This window comes from Streptomyces sp. NPDC087215, from assembly GCF_044744885.1.
In the GTDB taxonomy this organism is placed as follows: domain Bacteria; phylum Actinomycetota; class Actinomycetes; order Streptomycetales; family Streptomycetaceae; genus Streptomyces.
Genome location: NZ_JBIUZD010000010.1, coordinates 24,157 through 46,721 on the forward strand (window position 1 = coordinate 24,157; position 22,565 = coordinate 46,721).

23 protein-coding genes are annotated in these 22,565 nt (G+C 73.3%); 13 read left to right on the forward strand and 10 right to left on the reverse strand.

Going from position 1 to position 22,565, the window contains the following annotated elements; translation table 11 throughout:
• Positions 1 to 25 precede the first annotated feature (25 nt).
• Positions 26 to 706, forward strand: a complete 681-nt coding sequence (locus tag ACIO92_RS23720; RefSeq protein ID WP_366443143.1) for a UbiX family flavin prenyltransferase — start codon at positions 26 to 28, stop codon at positions 704 to 706.
• Here ACIO92_RS23720 and ACIO92_RS23725 read toward each other — a convergent pair whose 3' ends face one another.
• Entirely contained in the window at positions 707 to 832 is a 126-nt protein-coding gene (locus tag ACIO92_RS23725) for a hypothetical protein (RefSeq protein WP_366443295.1), read from the reverse strand.
• 122 nt (positions 833 to 954) lie between these two features.
• Here ACIO92_RS23725 and ACIO92_RS23730 point away from each other — a divergent pair, with 122 nt between their 5' ends.
• Both ACIO92_RS23730 and mqnE read left to right on the forward strand, forming a co-directional pair.
• A complete protein-coding gene (locus tag ACIO92_RS23730) occupies positions 955 to 1,410 on the forward strand; it encodes an Lrp/AsnC family transcriptional regulator (protein WP_351789492.1) in 456 nt (151 codons plus the stop codon).
• Between the two features lie 53 nt (positions 1,411 to 1,463).
• Entirely contained in the window at positions 1,464 to 2,627 is a 1,164-nt protein-coding gene (gene mqnE / locus ACIO92_RS23735) for an aminofutalosine synthase MqnE (protein WP_366443144.1), read from the forward strand.
• 210 nt (positions 2,628 to 2,837) lie between these two features.
• Here mqnE and ACIO92_RS23740 read toward each other — a convergent pair whose 3' ends face one another.
• Entirely contained in the window at positions 2,838 to 3,371 is a 534-nt protein-coding gene (locus tag ACIO92_RS23740; RefSeq protein WP_366443145.1) for a GNAT family N-acetyltransferase, read from the reverse strand.
• Positions 3,372 to 3,529: 158 nt separating this feature from the next.
• Between ACIO92_RS23740 and ACIO92_RS23745 the strand changes: the two genes are divergently transcribed.
• The 3 genes from ACIO92_RS23745 (at position 3,530) to ACIO92_RS23755 (ending at position 6,257) form a co-directional block, all read left to right on the forward strand.
• Entirely contained in the window at positions 3,530 to 4,090 is a 561-nt protein-coding gene (locus ACIO92_RS23745; protein WP_366443146.1) for a hypothetical protein, read from the forward strand.
• A 128-nt stretch (positions 4,091 to 4,218) separates the two neighbouring features.
• Positions 4,219 to 4,485, forward strand: coding sequence for a DUF4229 domain-containing protein (locus ACIO92_RS23750; protein ID WP_366443147.1), 267 nt, complete (start codon positions 4,219 to 4,221; stop codon positions 4,483 to 4,485).
• 425 nt (positions 4,486 to 4,910) lie between these two features.
• Complete coding sequence (locus tag ACIO92_RS23755) at positions 4,911 to 6,257, forward strand: dicarboxylate/amino acid:cation symporter (RefSeq protein WP_401241475.1); 1,347 nt, start codon at positions 4,911 to 4,913, stop codon at positions 6,255 to 6,257.
• A 99-nt stretch (positions 6,258 to 6,356) separates the two neighbouring features.
• Here ACIO92_RS23755 and ACIO92_RS23760 read toward each other — a convergent pair whose 3' ends face one another.
• On the reverse strand, positions 6,357 to 7,016 hold the full coding sequence (locus tag ACIO92_RS23760; protein WP_366443149.1) for a pyridoxal 5'-phosphate synthase: 660 nt from the start codon (positions 7,014 to 7,016) through the stop codon (positions 6,357 to 6,359).
• A gap of 127 nt (positions 7,017 to 7,143) precedes the next feature.
• A complete protein-coding gene (locus ACIO92_RS23765) occupies positions 7,144 to 8,307 on the reverse strand; it encodes a thiolase C-terminal domain-containing protein (protein WP_366443150.1) in 1,164 nt (387 codons plus the stop codon).
• Between the two features lie 105 nt (positions 8,308 to 8,412).
• Here ACIO92_RS23765 and ACIO92_RS23770 point away from each other — a divergent pair, with 105 nt between their 5' ends.
• Entirely contained in the window at positions 8,413 to 9,708 is a 1,296-nt protein-coding gene (locus ACIO92_RS23770) for an acyl-CoA dehydrogenase family protein (RefSeq protein ID WP_402283255.1), read from the forward strand.
• Positions 9,709 to 10,191 carry a nitroreductase family deazaflavin-dependent oxidoreductase gene (locus ACIO92_RS23775; RefSeq protein ID WP_366443152.1) on the forward strand — a complete coding sequence of 161 codons (483 nt, stop codon included), beginning with the start codon at positions 9,709 to 9,711 and terminating at the stop codon, positions 10,189 to 10,191.
• Positions 10,192 to 10,396: 205 nt separating this feature from the next.
• Here the strand turns inward: ACIO92_RS23775 and ACIO92_RS23780 are convergent, their stop codons facing one another.
• On the reverse strand, positions 10,397 to 11,281 hold the full coding sequence (locus ACIO92_RS23780; protein WP_402283253.1) for a helix-turn-helix domain-containing protein: 885 nt from the start codon (positions 11,279 to 11,281) through the stop codon (positions 10,397 to 10,399).
• 247 nt (positions 11,282 to 11,528) lie between these two features.
• Here ACIO92_RS23780 and ACIO92_RS23785 point away from each other — a divergent pair, with 247 nt between their 5' ends.
• Positions 11,529 to 12,197, forward strand: coding sequence for a DUF4097 family beta strand repeat-containing protein (locus ACIO92_RS23785; protein WP_402283251.1), 669 nt, complete (start codon positions 11,529 to 11,531; stop codon positions 12,195 to 12,197).
• 111 nt (positions 12,198 to 12,308) lie between these two features.
• Here the strand turns inward: ACIO92_RS23785 and ACIO92_RS23790 are convergent, their stop codons facing one another.
• Positions 12,309 to 12,956: a TetR family transcriptional regulator gene (locus tag ACIO92_RS23790; protein ID WP_351789525.1), complete on the reverse strand. Its 648-nt coding sequence runs from the start codon at positions 12,954 to 12,956 to the stop codon at positions 12,309 to 12,311.
• Between the two features lie 433 nt (positions 12,957 to 13,389).
• Here ACIO92_RS23790 and ACIO92_RS23795 point away from each other — a divergent pair, with 433 nt between their 5' ends.
• The gene (locus tag ACIO92_RS23795) at positions 13,390 to 14,181 is read left to right on the forward strand and encodes a VOC family protein (RefSeq protein ID WP_366443155.1); all 792 of its coding nucleotides are present in this window, start codon (positions 13,390 to 13,392) and stop codon (positions 14,179 to 14,181) included.
• A 214-nt stretch (positions 14,182 to 14,395) separates the two neighbouring features.
• A complete protein-coding gene (locus ACIO92_RS23800) occupies positions 14,396 to 16,840 on the forward strand; it encodes a PQQ-binding-like beta-propeller repeat protein (protein ID WP_401241487.1) in 2,445 nt (814 codons plus the stop codon).
• 72 nt (positions 16,841 to 16,912) lie between these two features.
• Here ACIO92_RS23800 and ACIO92_RS23805 read toward each other — a convergent pair whose 3' ends face one another.
• Positions 16,913 to 17,509 (reverse strand): hypothetical protein, encoded by a 597-nt coding sequence (locus tag ACIO92_RS23805; protein WP_402283248.1) that lies wholly within the window; start codon positions 17,507 to 17,509, stop codon positions 16,913 to 16,915.
• A gap of 118 nt (positions 17,510 to 17,627) precedes the next feature.
• On the opposite strand from ACIO92_RS23805, the gene ACIO92_RS23810 reads away from it, so the two are divergent.
• Positions 17,628 to 18,173 carry a hypothetical protein gene (locus tag ACIO92_RS23810; RefSeq protein WP_366443158.1) on the forward strand — a complete coding sequence of 182 codons (546 nt, stop codon included), beginning with the start codon at positions 17,628 to 17,630 and terminating at the stop codon, positions 18,171 to 18,173.
• A 198-nt stretch (positions 18,174 to 18,371) separates the two neighbouring features.
• Here ACIO92_RS23810 and ACIO92_RS23815 read toward each other — a convergent pair whose 3' ends face one another.
• From ACIO92_RS23815 to ACIO92_RS23825, 3 genes are read right to left on the reverse strand one after another with little or no spacing between them, the layout of a single operon-like run.
• Positions 18,372 to 19,148, reverse strand: coding sequence for an enoyl-CoA hydratase/isomerase family protein (locus ACIO92_RS23815; RefSeq protein WP_366443159.1), 777 nt, complete (start codon positions 19,146 to 19,148; stop codon positions 18,372 to 18,374).
• Entirely contained in the window at positions 19,145 to 19,570 is a 426-nt protein-coding gene (locus ACIO92_RS23820) for an OB-fold domain-containing protein (RefSeq protein WP_366443160.1), read from the reverse strand. Before ACIO92_RS23820 ends, ACIO92_RS23815 begins: the two co-directional genes overlap by 4 nt.
• 6 nt (positions 19,571 to 19,576) lie before the next feature.
• A complete protein-coding gene (locus ACIO92_RS23825; RefSeq protein WP_366443161.1) occupies positions 19,577 to 20,719 on the reverse strand; it encodes a lipid-transfer protein in 1,143 nt (380 codons plus the stop codon).
• Between the two features lie 121 nt (positions 20,720 to 20,840).
• Between ACIO92_RS23825 and ACIO92_RS23830 the strand changes: the two genes are divergently transcribed.
• Positions 20,841 to 22,391 carry a FadD3 family acyl-CoA ligase gene (locus ACIO92_RS23830; protein WP_401241584.1) on the forward strand — a complete coding sequence of 517 codons (1,551 nt, stop codon included), beginning with the start codon at positions 20,841 to 20,843 and terminating at the stop codon, positions 22,389 to 22,391.
• Positions 22,392 to 22,565: the final 174 nt, after the last annotated feature.

The window sequence follows — 22,565 nt, forward strand, 5'->3', positions numbered from 1 at the left end:
TCCGATGGCGGATAGGCTCGACGGCATGAACGACGTCAAGCGCACACCGTGGGTCGTGGGGGTTTCCGGGGCGTCGGGCACGCCGTACGCCGCCGCCGTGCTGCGGGGGCTCCTCGCGGCGGGGGAGAGCGTCGACCTGGTCGTGTCGCGGGCATCGCGGCTCACGCTGCTCGACGAGACGGGGCTCCCCTTCCGGGACGCGCACTGGCGCGAGGACCTGGCGGCGTGGCTGGCGCGGGGCGCCGACGGGAAGCCGGACGCGTTCGGCCCGGGTGTCCCCGGCGCGCTGGACGACGTGCGGTACTGGGCGGCCGGAGACCTGGCGGCGGGGCCGTCCTCGGGTTCGTACCCGGCGAAGGGGATGCTGGTGGTGCCCGCCTCGACCGCCGCGGTGGCGGGAGTGGCACTGGGGCTCTCGAAGGACCTGCTGCAGCGGGTCGCGAGCGTGACGCTGAAGGAGCGGCGCCCGTTGGTCGTCGCGGTGCGGGAGACCCCGCTGAACGGACAGACGCTCAGGCACATGGTGACACTGGACGAGGCGGGCGCGGTCGTGCTGCCCGCCTCTCCGGCGTTCTACGCGGGGGCGACGCACATCCAGGACCTGGTGGACTTCGTCGCCGGGCGGGTGCTGGACGCGGCAGGGGTGCCGCACCGGCTGTACCGCCGTTGGGAGGGTGAACTCGGTGGCGCCACCCCCCGGGGATGATCAGCGCTTCTTGGCGGACTTCCGCTCGGCGCGCTTCGGGGCGGCGGACCGCTGGTGGGCACGCGAGCGGTTGGCCATCTCCTGCAGCTCGCGCATACGGGCGTAGGCCATCTCGATCGTGTACACGGTGACACACTCCTGAAAGATCGTCGTTGATCTATTGAAAGATTCACAGGGCTTCTTCCCTGTGTACCTTAGATTCTACACCTAAACTCGCGGTATCGCTGGACAATGGAAGGTTCTTCCCTATGGACGCCGTGGACAGGCAGCTCATCCAGGCTCTGCGCGAGAACGGACGTGCCTCGTACGCCGAGCTCGGCCGGCTCGTCGGGCTCTCCGGCCCCTCCGTCACCGACCGCATCAACCGCCTCGAAGCGGCCGGGGTCATCACCGGCTACCGCGCCACCGTCGCCGCCGCCTCGCTCGGCCTCGGCGTCACCGCCCTCATCGGCATCTCCCTCTCCGACGCCGCCGACCACGAGGACGTGGCCCGCCGTCTGAAGGACCTCGCCGAGATCGAGGACTGCTGGTTCATCGCGGGCGACGACTCCTTCATGCTCAAGGTGCGCGTCAGTGACGTCGACGGACTGGAGAAGACGATCCGCAGGCTCAGCGGCACCAAGGGCGTCTCCCGCACCCGCACCACGATCGTGCTGTCCACGAAGTGGGAGAACCGGGTCGGAGAGCTGCCCGAAGAGGGCTGAGAGTACGGTGAACGACCGAGTCTGATTTCAGGAGAAGAGGGAGGCGGCCGCAGATGGACGCTGGGCTCAAGCGCGAGCTGGAGCAGAAGGTCCGGGACGGTGAGCGGCTGAGCCGTGAGGACGGCATCGCCCTGTACGAGTCCGACGACCTCGCCTGGCTCGGCGGGCTGGCCCACGAGGTCCGGACCCGCAAGAACGGCGACGTGGTCCACTTCAATGTCAACCGGCATCTGAACATGACCAACGTCTGCACCGCCTCCTGCGCCTACTGCTCCTTCCAGCGCAAGCCGGGCGAGAAGGACGCGTACACCATGCGCATCGAAGAGGCCGTGCGTCTCGCGAAGGCGATGGAGAACGAGAACCTCACCGAGCTGCACATCGTCAACGGGCTGCACCCCAACCTGCCCTGGCGGTACTACCCGCGCTCGCTCTCCGAGCTGAAGAAGGCCCTGCCGAACGTCTCCCTCAAGGCCTTCACCGCCACCGAGATCCACCACTTCGAGACGATCTCCGGGATGTCCGCCTCCGACATCCTCGACGAGCTGATCGAGGCCGGTCTGGAGTCGCTGACCGGCGGTGGCGCCGAGATCTTCGACTGGGAGGTCCGGCAGCACATCGTGGACCACCGCACCCACTGGGAGGACTGGTCCCGGATCCACCGCCTCGCCCACGAGAAGGGGCTCAAGACCCCCTCGACCATGCTGTACGGGCACATCGAGGAGCCCCGGCACCGGGTGGACCACGTGCTGCGGCTGCGGGAGCTCCAGGACGAGACCGGCGGCTTCCAGGTCTTCATCCCGCTGCGCTACCAGCACGACTTCGTGGACATGCGGGACGGCAAGATCCGCAACAGGCTCCAGGCGCGCACCACGATGGCGACCGGCGCCGAGGCGCTGAAGACCTTCGCGGTCTCCCGGCTGCTCTTCGACAACGTGCCGCACGTCAAGGTCTTCTGGGTGATGCACGGCGTGCAGACGGCGCAGCTCGCGCTCCAGCACGGCGCCGACGACATGGACGGCTCGGTCGTCGAGTACAAGATCACCCACGATGCCGACAACTACGGCACGCCGAACAAGCTGGGCCGCGAGGACCTGCTGGAGCTGATCCGGGACGCGGGCTTCCGGCCGGTCGAGCGGAACACCCGGTACGAGATCATCCGCGAGTACCCGGGCCCGGACGCGGACCGGCGCGAGTCGCCGCAGGCGATGCGGGTCTGAGGCGCGGCGCGGGGGACCGGGAGGACCGGCGGCGCGCGGGGCCCGGGTAAGGGCCGTGCGGGGAGCCGGGAGGACCGGCGCGGTGGGCCCGGGAAGGGCCGACGTGCGGGACCGGGTCGCCCCGGGCGATCGGGGAAGGGCCGGTGGGAGTGATCCCGCCGGCCCTTCCGCGTGTCCTGCGCCGGGTGTGGGGTGTGGGGCGGTGGGGGGTCAGTGCAGCGGGAGCAGCATGATGATGTCGTCGCGGTCGTCGCCGGGGGCCACCCGGATCGCGCCGGGGACGCGGCCGACCTCCTTGTAGCCGCACCTGGCGTAGAAGCTGTCGACGCCGGTGCCGCCCCGGCAGGTCAGCCGGATCGCCTCTATCGCCTCGAAGCCCTCGGCGGTCCCCGCGGTGTGCTCGACGGCGGCCATGAGGTCACGGCCGTACCCCTTGCCCTGGTGCCGGGGGTGGACCATCACGGTGTAGAGCCACACCCAGTGGGTCATCAGGGGGTGGGTGTTGAAGGAGAAGAAGGCGGTGGCGGCGATCTCGCCGTCCTCGTCGCGGCCGACGAGCAGCCGGGTGCCGCCCTCGGTCATGGCGACCAGGTGCCTGATCAGGGCGGGGCGGATCTCGTCGGGGGTGACGGGGGCCACGAAGCCGACGGCTCCGCCCGCGTTGGAGACGTCGGCCCAGAGGGAGAGCAGGCCGTCGCGCACGGTGGGGTCGACCGCCGGGTCCACCTCGAAAGTAAGGGTCATATTGGCATCCTATCTATTACTTGGTTGACTCCTCAAGAGCTCTTGACCTTGGGCCGTCCGATTCGGGACCTTCGGCGGTGGAGCGGTGACCGGCGACGGGAGTAGCTTGTGAATGTATTCACAAGCACCTGAGACGTGAAGCTGGAAGAAGGTCCGTCATGGCTGTCCACGCGCCGCAGCGCCCCACCCGCCGCGCCCACCTCCCGGGCAGCCAGGACGACGTCCTGGTCCGCTCGGCCCCCGCCCGCAAGGTTCTCGCGGCGGCCCGGGTCCTCGTCGGCTTCTACTTCCTCTGGCCCTTCCTGGACAAGGCCTTCGGTCTCGGCAGGGCCACCCCGTCGGCCGGGGCGTGGATCAACGGCGGGCACCCCACCGAGGGCTTCCTGCTGCACGGCACCAGCGGCCCCTTCGCCCACGTGTTCGACTCGGTCGCGGGTGCCTGGTGGCTCGACACCCTCTTCATGCTCGGTCTGCTCGGTGTCGGCCTCGCCATGATCCTCGGCATCGGGATGCGCGTCGCCGCCGTCTCGGGCTCGCTCATGATGGGCTTCATGTGGCTCGTCACCCTCTGGCCCGGCGCCAACCCCTTCCTGGACGACCACTGGATGATCGCCCTGGTCCTCCTGATCACCGCCGCGACCGGCGCCGGGAGCTACTACGGCCTCGGCGGACGCTGGGCACGGCTCCGGCTGGTCCGCGAGCACCGCTGGCTGATCTGAACCCGGCCCGGGACCCCCTCCCGGCGAGCGCCCCTCCCCGTGCTTCACTGGAGGGGCGCTCGTCCCCATATGGGACCCCGGGCGCGTCTCGGAAACCCGGAAACGTCGGAACGGATGAGTGGACTGACATGCTCCGCTACACGCTGATGCGGCTCGGCATCTTCGCCGGATGCTTCCTCGCCCTGTGGGGCCTCGTCACCGTCGGCGTGCTGCCGCGCGGGCTCGGCGACTCGAACCTGCTCTGGGTCCTGGTGCTCTCCATCGTCATCTCCGCCCCGCTGAGCTTCGTCCTCCTGCGCAAGGTGCGGGACCAGGCCAGCGTCGAGGTCGTCGCCAGGGTGGACCGCGCCAAGGGCCGGCTCGCGGCCAACCGGTCCCAGGAGGACGCGCTCTAGGACCGGTCGGGGCGCGCGCCGGGCGGGATCCGTTCCGCCTCCGAGCGGGGTCCGCCCCGTAAAGGCCACGTAAGGTTCGTCACAGACACGTACGCCCCCGGACACCCCGGGCAGGAGCTTCGCAGGCTCCCGCCTGGGGTGTTCTGCGTTTCCGAGGCGGGCGGAGGCTCTGATTCCCCCAAAGAAGGGCTTTGAGGTTCTCAAAGTTCAAGTGTTAACGTGTTCGACATGACGACAGCAGTGCGACTTCCTCATGCCCCGGGCATCCCGCTCGTGGCGCGCCTGCACGTCGATCTGTGCCGCTGTATGTCCGCGGTCTGTTGCCGCGAGCTCTGACCCGGCATCATGCGGCGGCCCGCGCGAGAGCGTCTGTGCCGCACCCCCGTCCCCGTATCGCCCCGCATACGCACCTGTGGAGTGTGCCCGTGTCCGCGTCCGCGACCACGCCCGAGACGAAGTCCCCGACTTCCTCCCGTATACCGAAGGTCCCCTTCTGGGCCCAGATCATCGCCGGTCTGGTCCTCGGCGTCCTGCTCGGCTGGCTGGCCCGCAGCCAGGACGTCTCCTGGCTCAAGGAGACGCTCGGCCAGATCGGCGACATCTTCGTCCAGCTGCTCAAGCTGGCCGTCGCCCCGCTCGTCTTCTTCGCGATCCTGGTCTCGATCACCAACCTGCGGAAGGTGAACAACGCCGCCAGGCTCGCCACCCGCACCCTGCTCTGGTTCATGATCACCTCGCTGATCGCGGTGGCCATCGGCCTCGCCATCGGTCTGATCACCAACCCGGGCGCGGGCACCGGCCTCACCCCGCAGGACGGCAAGCTGCCCAAGCGCGAGGGCTCCTGGATCGACTTCCTGACGGGCATCATCCCGACGGACGTCATCACCCCGTTCACCGAGCTGAACGTGCTCCAGATCGTCTTCATGGCCGCCGTCGCGGGCATCGCCGCCCTCAAGCTGGGCGACCGCGCCAAGCCGATCCTCACCCTCTCCGAGTCGATCCTCGAACTGCTGCAGAAGGCCCTGTGGTGGGTCATCCGGCTCGCCCCGCTCGGCACCGTCGGCCTCATCGGCTTCGCCATCGCCGACTACGGCTGGGAGCTGATCGGCAAGTACGCGACCTTCACCGCCGACGTCTACATCGGCTGCGCCCTGGTCCTCTTCGGCGTCTACCCGCTGCTGCTCGCGACGGTCGCCAAGGTCAATCCGCTGCACTTCTTCAAGGGCGCCTGGCCCGCCATCCAGCTGGCCTTCGTCTCGCGCTCCTCGGTCGGCACCATGCCGGTCACCCAGAAGGTCACCGAGCGCCTCGGCGTCCCGAAGGAGTACGCCTCCTTCGCCGTCCCGTTCGGCGCCACCACCAAGATGGACGGCTGCGCCGCGATCTACCCGGCGCTCGCCGCGATCTTCATCGCGCAGATCTTCGACGTGCAGCTCGGCATCGGCGACTACCTGCTGATCGCCTTCGTCTCCGTGATCGGCTCGGCGGCCACCGCCGGTCTGACCGGCGCCACGGTCATGCTGACCCTGACCCTCTCCACCCTGGGCCTCCCGCTGGAGGGCGTCGGCCTGCTCATGGCGATCGACCCGATCCTCGACATGATGCGGACCGCCACCAACGTCGCCGGCCAGGCGCTCGTCCCGGTGATCGTCTCCGCCCGCGAGAAGATCCTCGACCACACGGCGTACGAGAACGCCTCGGCGTCCCCGATCGACGAGCTGGTCGACGTCCGCGAGGCCGAGCAGAAGGTCGCGGTCCCGGCCACCGCCTGACCCCGGGAACCCCGCCGGGCCCTCCGCCCGGCGCGGCCCCGCACCCGCGTGCCCCCCGCCCCCTGTCCGGGCGGGGGGCACGCGGGTTTTCGCGGGGGCTCACGGCCACAGGAGTTCGCGGGTCCAGCCGTCGGGGGTGCGGCGGTAGCGCAGCCGGAGGTGGCGGCGTCGGGCGTCGCCCTGGAAGAACTCGACCTCGGACGGTTCGACGACGTAGAGGGTCCAGGTCGGGACGGCGGCGGACGGGTCCGTCTCCGCCCGCCGCCAGGCGGCCCCGCTCGCCGCCGCGAGGGCCTCCGGGGAGTCCAGTACCTCGCTCTGCCTGCCCACCAGGGCCGCCGCGAGGGCGCCGGTGGTACGGGCGTGCAGATCCGCGTACGCCTCCTCGGGGGTACCGGTGACGACCCGGCCCCTGACCCGGACCTGGCGGCCCTGGACCGGCCAGTAGAAGCCGAGCGCGGCCTCGGGGCGGGCGGCGAGCTGGCGGCCCTTGGCGCTGGTGGCGTGCGAGGCGAAGTGCCAGCCGCGCGCGTCGGCGTCGTGCAGCATCACCGTACGGACGTCGGGCGCGCCGCCCTCGTCCACGGTGGCCAGGGAGAGCGTGTGCGGCTCGGTCTGACCGGCCGTGACCGCCGCCGTGAACCAGGCGTGGAAGAGGGGCAGCGGCTCCACCGGGGCGTCCGCCGGTTCGAAGGAGGGCAGCGTGGTGTCCCAGACCTTCAGGGAGTGCAGGGCCCGGTGGAAATCGGAGTCGGTCATGGGGCCACCGTAGGCCGTGGGACGGGCGTCGGCAGCGGGGCCGGGTGCGGCCGGGAGCGGGGCCGGGTGCGGCCGGGAGCGGGGCCGGGTGCGCGTTCGGCGCCGGTGGTGCCGCGTCGCCGCCCCGTCAGCCGCGGCCCAGGACCACCGTGCCCGAGGAGCAGAACCAGCCCCCCGTCCCCGAGGCCACCGCCAGCTCCGGCAGGGAGCCGTCCGGCCGCCGCACCTGGAGTCCCGGCGCCTCCCCGCGCAACTGCCGTACCGCCTCCACCAGCAGGAACAGCCCGCGCATCCCCGGGTGGCAGGCCGAGAGCCCGCCGCCGTCCGTGTTCACCGGCAGTCGGTCCTTCTCCTGGACGAACGGCCCGCCCTCGCCCTTCGCGCAGAAGCCCAGGTCCTCCAGGGTCACCAGGGTCATGTAGGTGAAGGCGTCGTAGACCTCGGCGAGGTCGATGTCCGCCGGGGTCACGCCCGCCCGCTCGAAGGCGAGCCGCCCGCTGACCGCCGCGGGGGAGACCGTGAAGTCCTCCCACTCCGACATCGTGGTGTGCGAGACGTGCTCGCCCGTCCCCAGGACCCAGACCGGGGCGGTACGGCAGTCCCGGACGTACTCCTCGGCGACCAGCAGCACCGCGCAGCCGCCGTCGCTGCGCAGACAGCAGTGCAGCTTGGTGAACGGGTCCGCGATCATCGGCCCGGACAGCACGTCGTCGACGGTGATCGGCTCGCGGAACATCGCCTCCGGGTTGAGCACCGCGTTCGCCCGGGTCCGTACGGCGACCTCGGCCAGCTGTTCCAGGGTGGTCCCGTACTGGTGCATATGGCGGCGCGCGGCCATCGCGTACTTGGCGATCAGGGTGTGCCCGTAGGGGACCTCGAACTGGAGCGGTCCGCGCGCCCCGAACGAGAGGTTCGAGGTGCGCCGCCGGGCCCGGATGTCGGCGCGCGCGGTGGAGCCGTACACGAGCAGTACCGCGTTGGCGTGCCCGGCGGCGATGGCGTCGGCGGCGTGCGCGGCCATCACCTCCCAGGTGGCGCCGCCCACCGAGGTCGAGTCCACCCAGCGGGGCCGCAGCCCCAGGTACTCGGCGACCTCGACCGGCGCGAGGGTGCCGAGCCCCGCCGAGGCCAGGCCGTCGATCAGCGAGCGGTCGAGCCCGCTGTCCGCGAGGGCCCGGCGGGCGGCCTGGGCGTGCAGCGCGTACGGGGTGGCCTCGTCGACCCGGCCGCCGTCGGAGAGGGCGACGCCGACGACGGCCACGCGGCGGGCGCTGTGCGTGAGGGAGGACATGAATCTGACGGTACATCAGATTCTCTCGATCGGGACCGGCGCATCTCTGGCAACCCGCCCCCCACCGGCCTAGCATGACGCACCGTCAGAATCGGAGGGAGCCCTATGGACGCCGCCGACAGCGCAGCGCCCGCCGCCGGAACCACCTCGCCCGCCGCCCCGCTCACCGAGGAGCAGCAGGAGATCCGGCGCACCCTGCGGGACCTGCTCGCCGAACGGGCCGGACCGCGGGAGAACCGCGCGGCCACCGCCACCCCCCAGGGGTACGACCCCGGGCTCTGGGCCCGGATGGCCCGGACCCTCGGCCTCGCCGGGCTCGCCCTCCCCGAGGAGTACGGCGGCGTCGGCTGCGGCCCCGCCGAACTCGCCCTCGCCTGCGAGGAGACCGGCCGGGCCCTCGCCCCCTCCCCGCTCCTCGCCACCAGCGTCCTCGCCGCCCCCCTGCTCACCGCGCTGGGCACCCCCGCCCAGCGCGCCGCGCTCCTTCCGCGCCTCGCCGACGGCAGCCTGACCTGCGCCCTCGCCGTCCCCGGCGCGGCCCTCGCGCTCGCCCTCGGCCTGACCGGCGACAACACCGCCGAGAGCTGGTCCGGCGGCGGGCGCGCGGGCGGTGTCCAGGCCCGGCCGGTCACCGCCTCCGACACGGAGGACGGCGGCGGAGGCGGCGGAGGCGACGGCGGGGGCGGTGCGGGGCGCGGCTGGCGGCTGTACGGCGAGGCCGCCCAGGTCGTCGACGGCCACAGCGCGGGACTGCTCCTCGTCGCCGCCCACACCGGCGGCTTCGCCCGCAGCCGCACCCTGCTCCTCCTCGTACGGGACGAGCCCGACGCGCCCGCCCCAGGGCTGGTCAGGACCCGTATGCCCACCCTGGACCTCACCCGCACCCAGGCCACCGTGCAGTTCCGGGACACCCCCGCCGAACTCCTCGGCGAGGAACCGGCCGACGTCCTCGGCGCCCTCGCCGCCACCGGCCGGACCGCCGCCGTGATGATCGCCGCCGAAGCCGTCGGCGCCGCCCGCGAGGCCCTCGACCGGACCGTCGCCCATGTCGGCGCCCGCGAACAGTTCGGGCGGCCCGTCGGCTCCTTCCAGGCCGTCAAGCACCGCCTCGCCGACCTGTACGTGCAGATCGAGGCCGCCCGTTCGCTCACCCACTGCGCCGCCCGCGAGCCGGGACCCGGGCCCGAGAGCGGACCGCTCGCCCTCGCCCACGCCCTGGAGGCGCTGCGGGCCACCGCCGGGGAGTCCCTCCAGCTGCACGGCGGCATCGGCTTCACCTGGGAGCACGAGGCGCACCTCTACTTCAAACGGGCCGCTTCCGACGAACTGCTCTTCGGGCCCGTGCGACGGCTGCGCGCGCGGGCGGCGGAACGGACCGGACTCTTCGGGGAGGCGGCGTAGATGCCCGTCGGACGCGGCATCATGCAGAAGGTGTCGTCGACCCGGGCCTTCGCCCGGATCGGCCCGCACGTCGTGCCCGCGATGGACAAGGCCGTGCACCGGCTGACCCGGGGGAAGGTGCTGCTCAGCGCGCGGATGCTGCCCGGGGTCGTGCTCACCGCCCGGGGCGCCCGCAGCGGGCTGCCCCGGGTCACCCCGCTCGCCTGCGTGCCCGAGCCGGACGGGCGCTGGCTGCTCGTGGGCTCCAACTTCGGGCGCCCGGGGCACCCGTCGTGGACGGCCAATCTGCTCGCCCACCCGGACGTCGAGGTGAACTGGCGGGGCGAGGACGTGTCCGTCCGCGCGGAGATCCTGACGGGGGAGGAGCGGGCGGCGGCCTGGCGGGCGGCCCTGGACTTCTGGCCGCCGTACGCCACCTACCAGGCCCGGGTCGAACGCGAGATCAGGCTCTTCCGGCTGACCCGGCGAACACCGGGCGCCTGACGGGGCGTCCGGCGGGATGCCTGGGGGATGCCCGGGGGGATGTCCGGCGGCGGCCGGGTGTCCGTGTCCGTCGCGGGGCGGGCGGCCGGGTCCGGCCTGGTCCGGTCTGCCCGGGGCCGGTCCGGCCGGGTCCGGTCCGGCCGGGGCCGCCCGGGTGACCGGCCGGGGCGGTCGCGCGGGTCGGTCGTGCGGGTCGTGCCGGGCCTCAGGCCGAGGCCGCCGAGGAGACGGGAGCGCCGGGGGAGGCCGGGGCTCCTGAGGGATGCGGGGCTCCCGAGCCGTCCGGTGTCTCCTCGGCTTCCTCGGCTTCCTCGGTCTCCTCGGCTTCCTCGGGCCCCGGGGCGTCCGGGGACCGGGGGAGGTCCGTCGTCGAAGCCGGGGACGGTTTCGCGTGGAGGATGTCGCGGGCCTGTTCCGCCGCGCGGGCGATGCTCTCCGAGACGAAGTCGAGGAAGCGGGCGATGTTCTCCAGCCGGGCGCCCGCCGGGGTGCCGGGTCCGAAGACCCCGGCGCCCTCCCGCGCGGTCCCGGAGATGTGCGCGGTCGAGCGGGCGCTGGCCATCATCGACCGGTACCAGACGTCGTCGTCCACGACGTACCGCTCGCGGCGGCGCTCGTCGCGCTGCCGGGTGACGAACCCCTGGGAGTCCAGGAACGTGATGGCCTTGGAGACGGACGCGGGGCTGACCCCGAGGTGCTGGACCAGCTCGGACGCGGTGAGGCTGCCGCTGTCGGCGAGGCAGATGGCGGCCATCACCCGGGCGGTCATCTGCGGCATTCCCGACTGCATGAGGACGGTCGTGAACGCCTCCTCGTACGCGCGCACCGCCCCGGCGTCCCGCCCGTGCGGCTGGGGCGCCGGGGCGGTCGGCCGGGACGCGGTCCGCCCGCTCCGGTGGGCGCGCTGCTCGGTGGCGCGGTGGGCGAGGTCGGCGCGGTATCCGGCGGGTCCGCCGTTGCGCATGACCTCGCGGGTGACCGTCGAGGTGGGACGGTCGAGCCGCCGGGCGATCTCCGCGTAGGGGAGGCCGTCGGCGAGGCCGAGGGCGATCCGCTGACGTTCCTGCTGGGTGAGCCTGCCGCCCGGCATCCTGTCTCCTTCGTGTGCGTGATGTGCGCTCGGTGGTGTGTGCCGCGTGATGCCCCCAGCCTAGCGTTCACCTCCAATCCATTGCAACGAATGGGGGGAGGAGTGTTGCGTTAGATTCTGGTTCGTTGCAACGATTTATCGCAACTGACCTGCTGGAATGGTGAATGACTGCAACAGAAGTGTTGCTGGATTCGTGAACGCAACGTAGCTTTCTCTCATCGGAAACAAAATCCCAAGGGAGAGCGTCATGCAGAAGTTCCTCACCCCGGCCGCCGTCACCGCCGTCCTCGACGTCCCCGCCGGGCGCATCCGCCTCATCGCCGCCGACCGGACCGACACCACGGTCGAGGTCCGCCCCGCGAACGCCGCCGAGAGCCGCGACGTGAAGGCCGCCGAGCGGGCCGAGGTCGGCTACGCGGACGGCGTCCTGCGGATCGTCGTCCCGGAGGGCGGGCGCCGGGTCCTCGGTGCCTCCGGCTCCGTCGAGGTCACCGTCCAGCTCCCGGCCGGTTCCCATGTCGAGGCCAGGACCGCCGCCGCCGACCTCCGGGGCGTGGGACGGCTCGGGGACGTCACCTTCGAGGGCGCGCAGGGCACCGTCAAGCTCGACGAGGCGGGGGAGGCGCGGCTCGTCCTCCAGGCCGGTGACATCACGGTCGGCCGTCTCGGCGGCTCCGCCGAGATCCGTACGAGCAAGGGCGACCTCCGGGTCGCCGCCGCCGAGCGGGGCGCGGTCGTGCTGGACACCGCGTACGGCGAGATCGAGATCGGCGCGGCCCGGGGCGTCTCCGCCATCCTGGACGCCGGTACCGCCCACGGCCGGGTCCACAACGCGCTCCGCAACGCCGGTGGCGCCGCCGACCTCGCCGTCCGCGCCACCACCTCCTACGGCGACATCACCGCCCGCAGCCTGTAGGCGCCCGGTGTGCCCGGCGCGGTCCGGAGACGGCGACGCCGACGGCGGTCCGTGGGGGCGGGCCGCCGTCGGCGTCGACGACAGGACGGGGGAGGAGGGGAGGGGCCGGGTCTATCTGGTCGGCTTCTTGCCGGTGATGCCCAGATGGACCAACAGGGCGAGGTTCGGCTTGAGTTCGGCCTGCTTCACGCCCCAGGTGGTGAAGCCCTTCTGGTGGCCCGCGACCGCGGCGAGCATGGCGACCAGGGAGCCCGCCATGGCGGCGGGACTGACTTCCTTGTCGACCTTGCCCTTGGCCTGGAGTTCCTTCACCGAGTCCGTCAGGGAGTTGGTGACCGAGTTCAGGATCTTCATGCGGATCTTGTAGAACCGCTTGTCGCCCTCGGCGGCGCCGAGGTCGACGACCCGGAGGATCGCGTCGTGCCTGCGCCAGAAGTCCAGGAAGCCCTCGACGAGGTCCTCGGAGGTCTGCCAGGCGGCCTTGCCGACCCAGGAGCGGCCGGAGACCAGCTCGGTCAACCCGGCTCCCTCCTTGGCCATTTCCTCCGCGATCTCGAGGACCGCGCCCTCGACGTCCGGGAAGTACTGGTAGAACGTCGCGGGTGAAGTGCCCGCCTTCCGGGCCACATCGATGACCTTGACGTCCCGGTACGGCGAGGAGCTGAGCATCTCGCCGAGGCAGTCGAGCAGCTTCTGCCGCGTCGCCTGGCCGCGTCGTCCGGCCACGCGGCCGTCGACGGTGCGTACTTGTCCTGTCATGCCGTCAGCTTACCGAGGGGGTGTCGGCGCGCGATTCGGCCGACTGCAAATGGGGTGCACCCCTGCGGCGTCCGTGTTCTACGAGGTCGGCGCGGGTGTCCGGACGGGGCCCCCGGCGGCGCGGAGGGGCGGGATCTGGCCAGTCGGGCACGGCGCACGGGCGGAGTACGGGCGGAGCGCGGACGGCGTACGGGTGGCGTGCGGGCGATGCGCGGCCGGAGTCCGGCCCCCGGCTCCGGGGCGGGCCCGCCCCGGGCTCCGGGTGCGCGGGGAGGACGGCCGCGGGAACCCCGTACCCGAACAGGCTTATGAACAGGCTGTGGAAAACTTCGGTGGACAACTCAAGCGCCCCAAGGGTTGTACGCCAGGAAATCGCTACTTTGTTCGCATTTCGAGAGGTGCGGGACCGTTCCCACGGCCCTAGCGTGACCCCATGGCCGTACGCACCGAGGGCACCCCCTGCTGGGTGGACGCACAGCTCCCCGACCTGGAAGCGGGCAAACGCTTCTACGGCGCGCTGTTCGGCTGGACCTTCGACCCCGGCCGGGGCGAGGCCCTCCTCGACGGGCGCCCGGTCGCCGGGCTCCTCCCCAAGCGCGACGGCCGGATGCCCACCACCTGGACCCTCTACCTCGCCACCCCGGACGCGGGAGCCCTCGCCACCCGGATCAGGGCGGCGGGCGGACGGATGGTCATGGAGCCCTACCCGGTGGGCCCCTTCGGTGTCCTCGCGCTGGCCGCCGACCCCGGCGGCGCCGTCTTCGGCCTCCGCCAGCAGGGCGACGACGACGGCTTCGGGGCCACCGGCGCCCCCGGCACCTTCCGCTGGATGGAGGTGTACACCCGCCTCCCCGACGCCGTCGACACCTTCTACGCCAGCGTCTTCGGCTACCTCGGCCGCCAGGCCGACGCCCGCGAGGAGGGCCGGGAACCCGGCTTCGACCACCGCGTCTGGTTCCCGCCCGGAGCCCGCTCCGACGACGGCGCCTTCGGCGGGCGGGCCGTCCTCACCGACGACTTCCCCGCCGAACTCCCCGGCCACGTCCTCGTCCACTTCGCCGTCCGCGACTGCGACGAGGCCTGCGCCACCACCGTCCGGCTCGGCGGCCGGGTCGCCGTCCCGCCCTTCGACACCCCGCACGGCCGCATCGCCGTCCTCCACGACGACCAGGGCGCCCGGTTCGCGGTCCTCGCCGAACCGCGCGAGCCGTCCGCTACGCCCTGACCCACCCGCTCCGCCCCCCGCGCTCCGCCCCGGAAGTCCCGCTCCGTCCCCCGCCGCCCGCCCCCGGCCACCCGGTCCGCCGCACGGCCGGTGACACCCGCCGCGACGCGTGACACCCCGATCCGCCCCCGGGTTCGCCACCGGGCCCTCGGACAGGAAGAATCAGGGCCACGGGGCCGTACCCTCATGGCCCGTACGGGGAGGTGGCAGGCAAGTGGACCAGCTGACGCAGCACGACCCGAGACGCATCGGGCCCTTCGAGGTGCTGGGCCGGCTCGGCGCGGGCGGAATGGGCCTGGTCTATCTCGCGCGCTCGGCCTCGGGCCGTCGCGTGGCGATCAAGACCGTGCGCACGGAGCTCGCGGAGGACCAGCTGTTCCGGGTCCGCTTCACCCGCGAGGTGGAGGCCGCGCGGGCGGTCTCCGGCTTCTACACGGCCGCCGTCGTCGACGCCGACCCGAGGGCCGCCGTGCCCTGGCTGGCGACCGCCTACGTCCCCGCGCCCTCCCTCGAAGAGATAGTGAACGAGTGCGGGCCGCTCCCGGCCCAGGCCGTGCGCTGGCTGGCGGCGGGAGTCGCCGAGGCCCTCCAGTCCATCCACGGCGCGGGGCTGGTCCACCGGGACCTCAAGCCCTCCAACGTCCTCGTCGTCGAGGACGGCCCCCGGGTGATCGACTTCGGCATCGCGTCCGGGGTCTCCAACACCCGGCTGACCATGACCAACGTCGCCGTCGGCACCCCCGCCTACATGTCGCCCGAGCAGGCCCGCGACTCGCGCAGCGTCACCGGCGCCAGCGATGTCTTCTCGCTGGGCTCGATGCTGGTCTTCGCCGCCACCGGCCACGCGCCCTACCACGGTGCCAATCCGGTCGAGACCGTCTTCATGCTGCTGCGCGAGGGCCCCGACCTGGAGGGCCTGCCCGAGGAGCTGCGCCCCCTCATCGAGTCCTGTATGCAGACGGACGTCACCCGCAGGCCCACCCCGGCCGACCTCCAGGCCCAGCTGGCCCCGCACCTCTTCGGACCCGGCAGCGACGACAGCGGCACCGCCTCGGCCTGGCTGCCGCACAGCGCCACCGCCATGATCGAGACCCGCAGGGGCGGGGGCCGGACGGCCCCCGCCGCGCCGCCGGTCCCGCGCCGGACGCCCCCGCCGCCGCCCCGCCCGCCGGGCGACCCCCGCTTCCCGGAGCCCGCGCCCGACGCGGGCCGCCGCCCGGGTCCCGCGCCCGTCGGCGGCGGACGGCACGCCGGACGCGCCGAGAGCACCGGCGGCCCGGTACGGCTGGGCGGCGCGACCGTGCCGATCGGACCCGGCCCCCGGGTCGCGGACACCCGGGCCGCGCTGGCCGTCGGCCGGAGCCCCGACGCGGGCCCGGCCACCGGCTGGATCCGCCCGCCGGGAGGCGGCCCGCACGGCGCGGACCACGGCTCGTACGCGGGGGAGCCCGGCCCGCCGCCCGGTGCCCGCCCGGTCGGCGTCCCCGCACAGGGCGCCGACCCGGCCCCGGCGGAGCCCGGCCACTGGCGGCCCTGGCGCTTCCGCATGTCGAACGACGTGTGGGGCACGCCGGTCGTCGACGGCGACCTGCTGTACGTGACCTCCTTCGAGGTGCACGCCCTGGACACCGGGAGCGGACGCCGCCAGTTCAAGACCCGGGACGTGGCCTGGTCGATGGCGGTGGCCTCGGGCCGCATCCACGCCTCCGACGGGCCCACCCTGTACGCCCTCGACGCCACCGACGGCGGCGAGCGCTGGCGGCTGCGCACGGACGCCTGGGTGTACTCGCTCCAGGTCGACCGGGGCACCGTCGTCACCGGTACGCGCGGTGGCGGGGTGCAGGGCTGGGAGGCGTCCAACGGCGCCAAGCTGTGGGAGATCACCGGGGCGCAGACCGACTTCGAGACCCCGGAGGCCGGGCCCGCCGTGCACGGCGACACCGTGTACGTGTGGCGGGACGCCCGGCTCCAGGCCCTCGACGCCCGGACCGGCGTGGAGCGCTGGTCGTACCCGATCGGTGACGCCGCCTCCTGCGCCAACGTGCCGGTCAGGTTCGCCCCGGCCGAGGACGGCCGGGTGTACGTGGCCGCCGGGACCCGGGTCCTGGCGATCGACATCGCCTCCGGTCACGTCCGCTGGCACTTCGAGGCGCCCGCCGTCTTCCTCTCGCCGCCCGCCTTCGCGCCGGGACCGGCGGTCACCGGCGGCGGGGTGTACCTCTCCGACCACCTCGGCACGGTGTACGCGATCGACGCGGCCACCGGCCAGGACCGCTGGCGGATCGCGACCGAGCCGCGCCAGTCGGCCGAGCCGGTGCTCGTCGCCGACGGCAACGTGCACGTCGGCAGCGGCAGCGCGCTCTACACGCTCGACGCGGTCACCGGCACGCCCCGCTGGCGGTTCGCGGCGGGCGGCGAACTGGTCGGCTCGCCGGTCGTCGCCGACGGCCGGGTGCACTTCGGCTCCGCCGACCACGTCCTCTACACCCTGGACGCGAGCGGCGGGCAGTTGCGCTGGAAGCTGGCGACCGGCGGCGAGATCACCGGCTCGCCGGTGGCCAGGGGCGGGGTCGTGTACGCGTGCAGCAAGGACCGCTGCGTGTACGCGCTCGACGCGGTCAAGGGCACGGCCACGGGCCGGGGACCCGGCGCGCGGTAGGGAAGAGCGATCGCGCGCGGTAGGTGAAGAGCGATCCGCGGACCCGTCGTCCGGGGAGCGGCCCCCCGGGGGTCAGCCCCTCGGGGGCGGGTCCTCGCGCGGGGGCTCCGGCGGCGGTACGTCGAAGGTGCGGGTCGCCGCGTACGGCGTCGAGGCCGTGGGGTGCTGGTCCGGCGTCCCCCCGGTGACGTCCGGCGGCGGTTCCGCAGGAGGTACGGGCTCCGGCGCGGGACCCCGGCGCGGTGCGGTGCGGCGGCGGGACCGGCCCGACATCACGAGCGCGCCGACCAGCAGCAGGACCCCGCCACCGAGGGCGTTCGCCACGCCTTGGCCGAGCCCCCGGCCGTCGCCCGAGATCACCAGGCTGCCCTCGGCCTGCCCGACCCGCACCATCCACAGGACCGTGAAGCCGAGGACGACGAGCCCGGCGACGGCCACCAGCGCCCGGGAGCGCAGGACCACGCCGAACACGGTGAGCAGGGCGGCGAAGGCGAACGGCAGCAGGATCGAGGCGAGCACGTCGGGCCTGCCGTCGGTGATGCCGCTGAACAGGTCACCGATCGCGTAGTCGCGCCCGTGACGGCCGTCGTACCAGGCACGGAAGGGGCTCCAGACGGCGGCCGTCGCTCCGGCGAGAGCCAGGACCGAGCCGATGACGTTGCGGACCATCGCTGCGGCCTCCTTCACGGGGACGGCTCTCGCTCCCGACGCTACGCCGGGTGGGTGAGGCCCGCCACGCGGCCCGTCCCCTAGGGTGGCGCGAACACGACAGCAACGGGGGAGCGGAATGGTACGCACACGGCTGAAGCTCGCGGCGACGCTCACGGTGGTGGTGCTCGCGCTGACCGGGTTCCAGACCAGCACCGGCGGGAGCGGCGGGAAGAGCGGGAAGAGCAGGAGCGGCGGTCACTCGTCGGGGGGCGGTTCGGACGACGACTCGGGCGGCGGCTGCTCCAGCGACGAGAAGCGCAACGACGACTACGGGGGCTCCGGCTCGGGCACCACGGCGCCGACTCCCACCCCGTCCCGGGCGACGGCGGAGGTCGTGGTCGTGGACTGCGTGAAGCCCGAGCGGCGGAAGGGCAAGGGGAGGACCGCCCGGCGCGCGGACACCACGGCGACCCTGGAGATCACCTCGAAGGAACGGGACACCGAGACCTTCCGGGTGACCCTGGAGTTCAAGGGCGCCTCGGGCTCGGCGGTGGACTCGGTGGAGACGCTGGTCACGGTCGAGGGCGGCCGGAAGAAGCGCTTCGAGGTCCCGATGAAGGACCCGAAGGCCGTCGACCGGGTGGAGAACTGCTGGGTGTACGACGTACGGGTGGAGCGGTAGGAGCGGGCTCCGCCGGGGCGGGGGCGGGCACGGAGGATCACGCCGGTCCGTGCCCTGCCGGGGCCGGGCGGAGCGGGGCCGGGCGACCGGTCCGGTTCGCGCCGGTCCGGCTCCGCCCGCCCGCCCCACCCGCCCCGCCCGGCCCTCCGCACTGCCCGCCCCGCCCGCCCCGCCCGGTCCACCCGCCCCCGGCCCCCGTCACCGGAGCCGGTGCCCGTCCGGCCTGCGGCCGAACAGCTCCGCCTGCCGTTCCGGTGGCAGGTTCCCCAGGGAGACCAGGTGCGGGGCGTGCGCCAGGGCCCGGGACCTGGCGCTCTCCTGTACGGACCACAGGGCCCGCACCGTGCCCTGGACGGCCTCCGTCGGATGGGCGGCGATGACGGCGGCGGCCCGCCGGGCGGCGTCGAGCGCCCCGCCGGGCGGGGTCAGTTCGGAGACGAGCCCGGTCTCGTACGCCCGCCGGGCCGAGATCCGTTCCGCCCCGCCCATCAGGGCCATCCGGGCGGCCTCCCCGTGCGGCATCCGCAGCGCCATGTGGACGGTCTCGAAGGCGCTGACCATCCCGTAGGTGGTGTGCGGGTCGAAGAAGGACGCGTCCTCCCCGGCGATCAGGAACTCGGCCTCGCCGAGCAGGTAGAAGGCCCCGCCGCAGGCCATCCCCTCGACGGCGGCGACCACCGGTTTCCACAGGTCGTTCGCCTTGGGCCCGATCGTGAGGAGGGGGTCGTCGATCGTGTACGGGGAGGAGGGCTGGGGCACCTCCCCGGCGTCCGTCCGGTCGACGCCGGTGCTGAAGGCCCGCCCGCCGGCCCCGGTGACGACGATCGCGCGGACCTCGTCCTCGTACCGGAACGCCCGCCAGACAGCGGCGAGTTCACGGGCCATCCCCAGGGTGATCGCGTTGTGCCGGTCCGGCCGGTCGAGGGTGACGACCGCGACCCCGGTCCTCTCGTCCCGCTCGACGCGGACGCTCATCCGCGCTCCAGGAGCCAGCGGGGGACGGCGAGCCCGTCGAGCGGGGTGAAGGCCACCCGCACGGGCGCGCCGATGCGCAGCCGCGCCGGGTCGACCGAGTTCAGCGGGGCGTCGGGGGCGGCGACCACGTTCCCGACGAGCCGGACGCGGGGGGCGTCGGCCAGCTCCACGAGGACCGCGTTGTACGGGGCCTGGGCCGCGTACTCGGGCAGCAGGGGCGGGTGCGGCAGCACGTACGACCAGATCCGGCCGCGTCCGGACATCAGCCGCCACTCGCTCGCGAAGGACCGGCAGTGCGGGCAGCAGGGGCGGGGCGGGAAGCGCAGCTCGCCGCAGTCGGCGCAGGACTGGATCCGCAGCTCGCCCCGGGCGGCGTACTCCCAGAAGGGGGCGCCGTCCTCGTCGACGACAGGTGTCAGCATCTTCTCTCAGCTCCTCAGCAGGATCGCCGATGTGGGGACGCCCTCGCCCGCCGTGACCAGGCAGGTGGCGGCGTCCGGGACCTGGGCGGTGGAGACGCCCCTGAGCTGCTTCACGCCCTCGTTGATGAGGTTGAAGCCGTGCACGTACGCCTCGGAGAGGCCGCCGCCGCCGGTGTTCACGGGGAGCCGTCCGCCGATCTCCAGGGCGCCGCCCTCGGTGAAGGCCGCCCCCTCGCCGCGCCCGCAGAAGCCGTAGCCCTCCAGGGAGAGCGGGACGAGGGGGGTGAAGGCGTCGTAGATCTGGGCGACGTCCACGTCCTGGGGGCCGAAGTCGGCGTTCTTCCACAGGTGCCGGGCGGCGGTCCAGGCGGGGCCGGAGAGCGGGTCGTCGTTCCAGTAGTTGACCATGCCGTGGTGCTGGGCGGGCAGGCCCTGCGCGGCGGAGTGGACGTACACCGGCTTCTGGCGGCAGTCGCGGGCCCGTTCGGCGCCGACGATCACGCAGGCGAGGGCGCCGTCGGTCTCCAGGCAGTTGTCGAAGAGGCAGAGGGGCTCGCTGATCCAGCGGGAGGTCATGTACATCTCCCGGGTCAGCGGCCGTTCGTACATGATCGCGCCGGGGTTCTGGTTGGCGCGGTTGCGGCAGGCCAGGGCCACGTTGAAGAGGTGGTCGCGGGTGGCGCCGTACTCGTGCATGTAGCGGCGGGCCAGCATCCCGATCTCGTCGGCGGGGCGGAGCAGCCCGAAGGGGCGGGTCCACTGGCCGGGGGTGGGGAGCTGGACGGCGGTGTTCTTCCAGGGCCGGGGTCCGCTGCCCCGCTTCCGGGACCGCCAGGCCACGCCGACGCTCGCCTGCCCGGAGGCGATCGCGGCGGCGAGGTGGCCGACGGTGGCGCAGGAACCGCCGCCGCCGTAGCCGACCTTGGAGAAGAAGGTGACGTCCCCGGCGCCGATGGACTTGGCGACGTCCACCTCGTCGGTCTCCTCCATCGTGTACGAGGCGAAGGCGTCCACCTCGGAGGGATCGATCCCGGCGTCGTCGAGGGCCGCGAGGATCGCCCGGCAGGCGAGGGCCCGTTCCGTCTCGGGGAGCTGTTTCGCGAAGGCGGTCTGTCCGATCCCGACGATGGCCGTGGCGTCCTTGAGCAAGGCAACCTCCCCATGTGGCAGTGCTGCTGACAGCGCGTCAGGTTACAACTAATCTGACGAACAGTCAGCTCATGGGGAGGCGCTCATGGGAACGGTGCTCATGGGAACGGTGGAGGTGGAGATGCGCGGAGATCTGGAGTGGGGCACGATCCCCGGACTCGTCCGGGCGGCCGCGGAGCGGTACGGGACGCGGGAGGCCGTCGTCGACGGACGCGCCCGCGTCAGCTACGCCGAGCTGGGCGAACGGGTCGAGCGGGCCGCCGCCGCCTGCCTCGCCACCGGCATACGCACCGGGGACCGGGTCGCGGTCTGGGCCCCCAACACCCTGGACTGGATCGTCTCCGCACTCGGCGCGGTCACCGCCGGAGCCGTCCTCGTCCCCCTCAACACCCGCTTCAAGGGCACCGAGGCCGCCTCCGTCCTCCAGCGCTCGCGGGCCCGGCTGCTCTTCGTCACCGGCACCTTCCTCGGCACCTCCTACGTGGCCTCGCTGCGCCGCTCCGGCGTCGACCTGCCCGATCTGGAGCGGGTCGTCGTCCTCGGCGACAGCGCGCCCGAGGAGTGGACCACCTGGAAGGAGTTCCTCGCCGAGGGCGACGCCGTCCCGGCCGCCCGGGTCCACGAACGCATCGCCGCCATCGACCCGCAGGCCCCCTCCGACATCATCTACACCTCCGGCACCACCGGCCGCCCCAAGGGCGCGGTCATCAGCCACGCCCAGAGCCTGCGCTGCTACGCGATCTGGTCCGAACTCGCCGGACTCCGCGAGGGCGACCGCTACCTCGTGGTCAACCCCTTCTTCCACACCTTCGGCTACAAGGCGGGCGTCCTCGCCTGTCTGATGCGGGGCGCGGTGATCGTCCCGCAGTCCGTCTTCACCGTCGACACGGTCCTCGCCAACATCGCCACCGAACGCGTCACCGTCCTGCCGGGCCCGCCCACCCTGCACCAGTCCCTCCTGGACCACCCGGCCCGCGCCGCCCACGACCTGTCGTCGCTCCGGCTCGTCGTCACCGGCGCCGCCGTCGTCCCGCTCCTCCTCGTCGAACGGCTCCGCTCCGAGCTGGGCATCGCCACGGTCCTCACCGCGTACGGCCTCTCCGAGGCCAGCGGCATCGTCACCATGTGCCGCCGCGACGACCCGGACGAGACCGTCGCCACCACCTCGGGCCGACCCATCCCCGGCACCGAACTGCGGCTCTCCGAGACCGGCGAGATCCTCGTCAGGGGCCATCACGTGATGCGCGGCTACTTCGAGGACGAGGAGGCGACGGCGGCGGCGGTCGACGCGGAGGGCTGGCTGCGGACCGGGGACGTCGGGGTCCTCGACGAGGCGGGCAACCTGCGGATCACCGACCGCCTCAAGGACATGTACATCGTCGGCGGCTTCAACGCCTATCCGGCCGAGATAGAACAGCTCCTCGGCCTCCATCCCGACATCGCGGACGTCGCCGTCGTCGGCGTCCCCGACCCGAGGCTCGGCGAGGTCGGCAAGGCCTTCGCGGTCCGCCGCCCCGGCGCCCGGGTCACCGCCGACGACCTGATCGCCTGGTCCCGCCGCGAGATGGCGAACTACAAGGTCCCCAGGGAGGTCGAGTTCCTCCCCGAACTCCCGAGGAACGCCAGCGGCAAGGTCCTCAAGGGCGAACTGCGCGGCCGGGTCCGCTCCTGAACGGACCGGTCGGGGGCGGGAGCGCGTGCGGAAGGGGTCGGCCGAAGTCCGGGGCGCGCACGCGGGAGGGGCCGGGCTGCTGCCCGGCCCCTCCTGTGCGGTGGTCCGATCGCGTTGCGCACGGGCCCCGCCCGGACGGATCCCCCCTGGTTCCGTCCCGGGCGTCCCCCGGGC

Coding starts and splice junctions, on each gene's coding strand:
- ACIO92_RS23830 (WP_401241584.1), top strand. CDS start 20,841: ATGCGCGGAGATCTGGAGTGGGGCACGATCCCCGGACTCGTCCGGGCG.
- ACIO92_RS23760 (WP_366443149.1), bottom strand. CDS start 7,016: ATGACCGACTCCGATTTCCACCGGGCCCTGCACTCCCTGAAGGTCTGG.
- ACIO92_RS23795 (WP_366443155.1), top strand. CDS start 13,390: ATGGCCGTACGCACCGAGGGCACCCCCTGCTGGGTGGACGCACAGCTC.
- ACIO92_RS23820 (WP_366443160.1), bottom strand. CDS start 19,570: ATGCTGACACCTGTCGTCGACGAGGACGGCGCCCCCTTCTGGGAGTAC.
- ACIO92_RS23815 (WP_366443159.1), bottom strand. CDS start 19,148: ATGAGCGTCCGCGTCGAGCGGGACGAGAGGACCGGGGTCGCGGTCGTC.
- ACIO92_RS23790 (WP_351789525.1), bottom strand. CDS start 12,956: ATGACAGGACAAGTACGCACCGTCGACGGCCGCGTGGCCGGACGACGC.
- ACIO92_RS23750 (WP_366443147.1), top strand. CDS start 4,219: ATGCTCCGCTACACGCTGATGCGGCTCGGCATCTTCGCCGGATGCTTC.
- mqnE (WP_366443144.1), top strand. CDS start 1,464: ATGGACGCTGGGCTCAAGCGCGAGCTGGAGCAGAAGGTCCGGGACGGT.
- ACIO92_RS23745 (WP_366443146.1), top strand. CDS start 3,530: ATGGCTGTCCACGCGCCGCAGCGCCCCACCCGCCGCGCCCACCTCCCG.
- ACIO92_RS23765 (WP_366443150.1), bottom strand. CDS start 8,307: ATGTCCTCCCTCACGCACAGCGCCCGCCGCGTGGCCGTCGTCGGCGTC.
- ACIO92_RS23740 (WP_366443145.1), bottom strand. CDS start 3,371: ATGACCCTTACTTTCGAGGTGGACCCGGCGGTCGACCCCACCGTGCGC.
- ACIO92_RS23780 (WP_402283253.1), bottom strand. CDS start 11,281: ATGCCGGGCGGCAGGCTCACCCAGCAGGAACGTCAGCGGATCGCCCTC.
- ACIO92_RS23805 (WP_402283248.1), bottom strand. CDS start 17,509: ATGGTCCGCAACGTCATCGGCTCGGTCCTGGCTCTCGCCGGAGCGACG.
- ACIO92_RS23730 (WP_351789492.1), top strand. CDS start 955: ATGGACGCCGTGGACAGGCAGCTCATCCAGGCTCTGCGCGAGAACGGA.
- ACIO92_RS23810 (WP_366443158.1), top strand. CDS start 17,628: ATGGTACGCACACGGCTGAAGCTCGCGGCGACGCTCACGGTGGTGGTG.
- ACIO92_RS23770 (WP_402283255.1), top strand. CDS start 8,413: ATGGACGCCGCCGACAGCGCAGCGCCCGCCGCCGGAACCACCTCGCCC.
- ACIO92_RS23720 (WP_366443143.1), top strand. CDS start 26: ATGAACGACGTCAAGCGCACACCGTGGGTCGTGGGGGTTTCCGGGGCG.
- ACIO92_RS23775 (WP_366443152.1), top strand. CDS start 9,709: ATGCCCGTCGGACGCGGCATCATGCAGAAGGTGTCGTCGACCCGGGCC.
- ACIO92_RS23785 (WP_402283251.1), top strand. CDS start 11,529: ATGCAGAAGTTCCTCACCCCGGCCGCCGTCACCGCCGTCCTCGACGTC.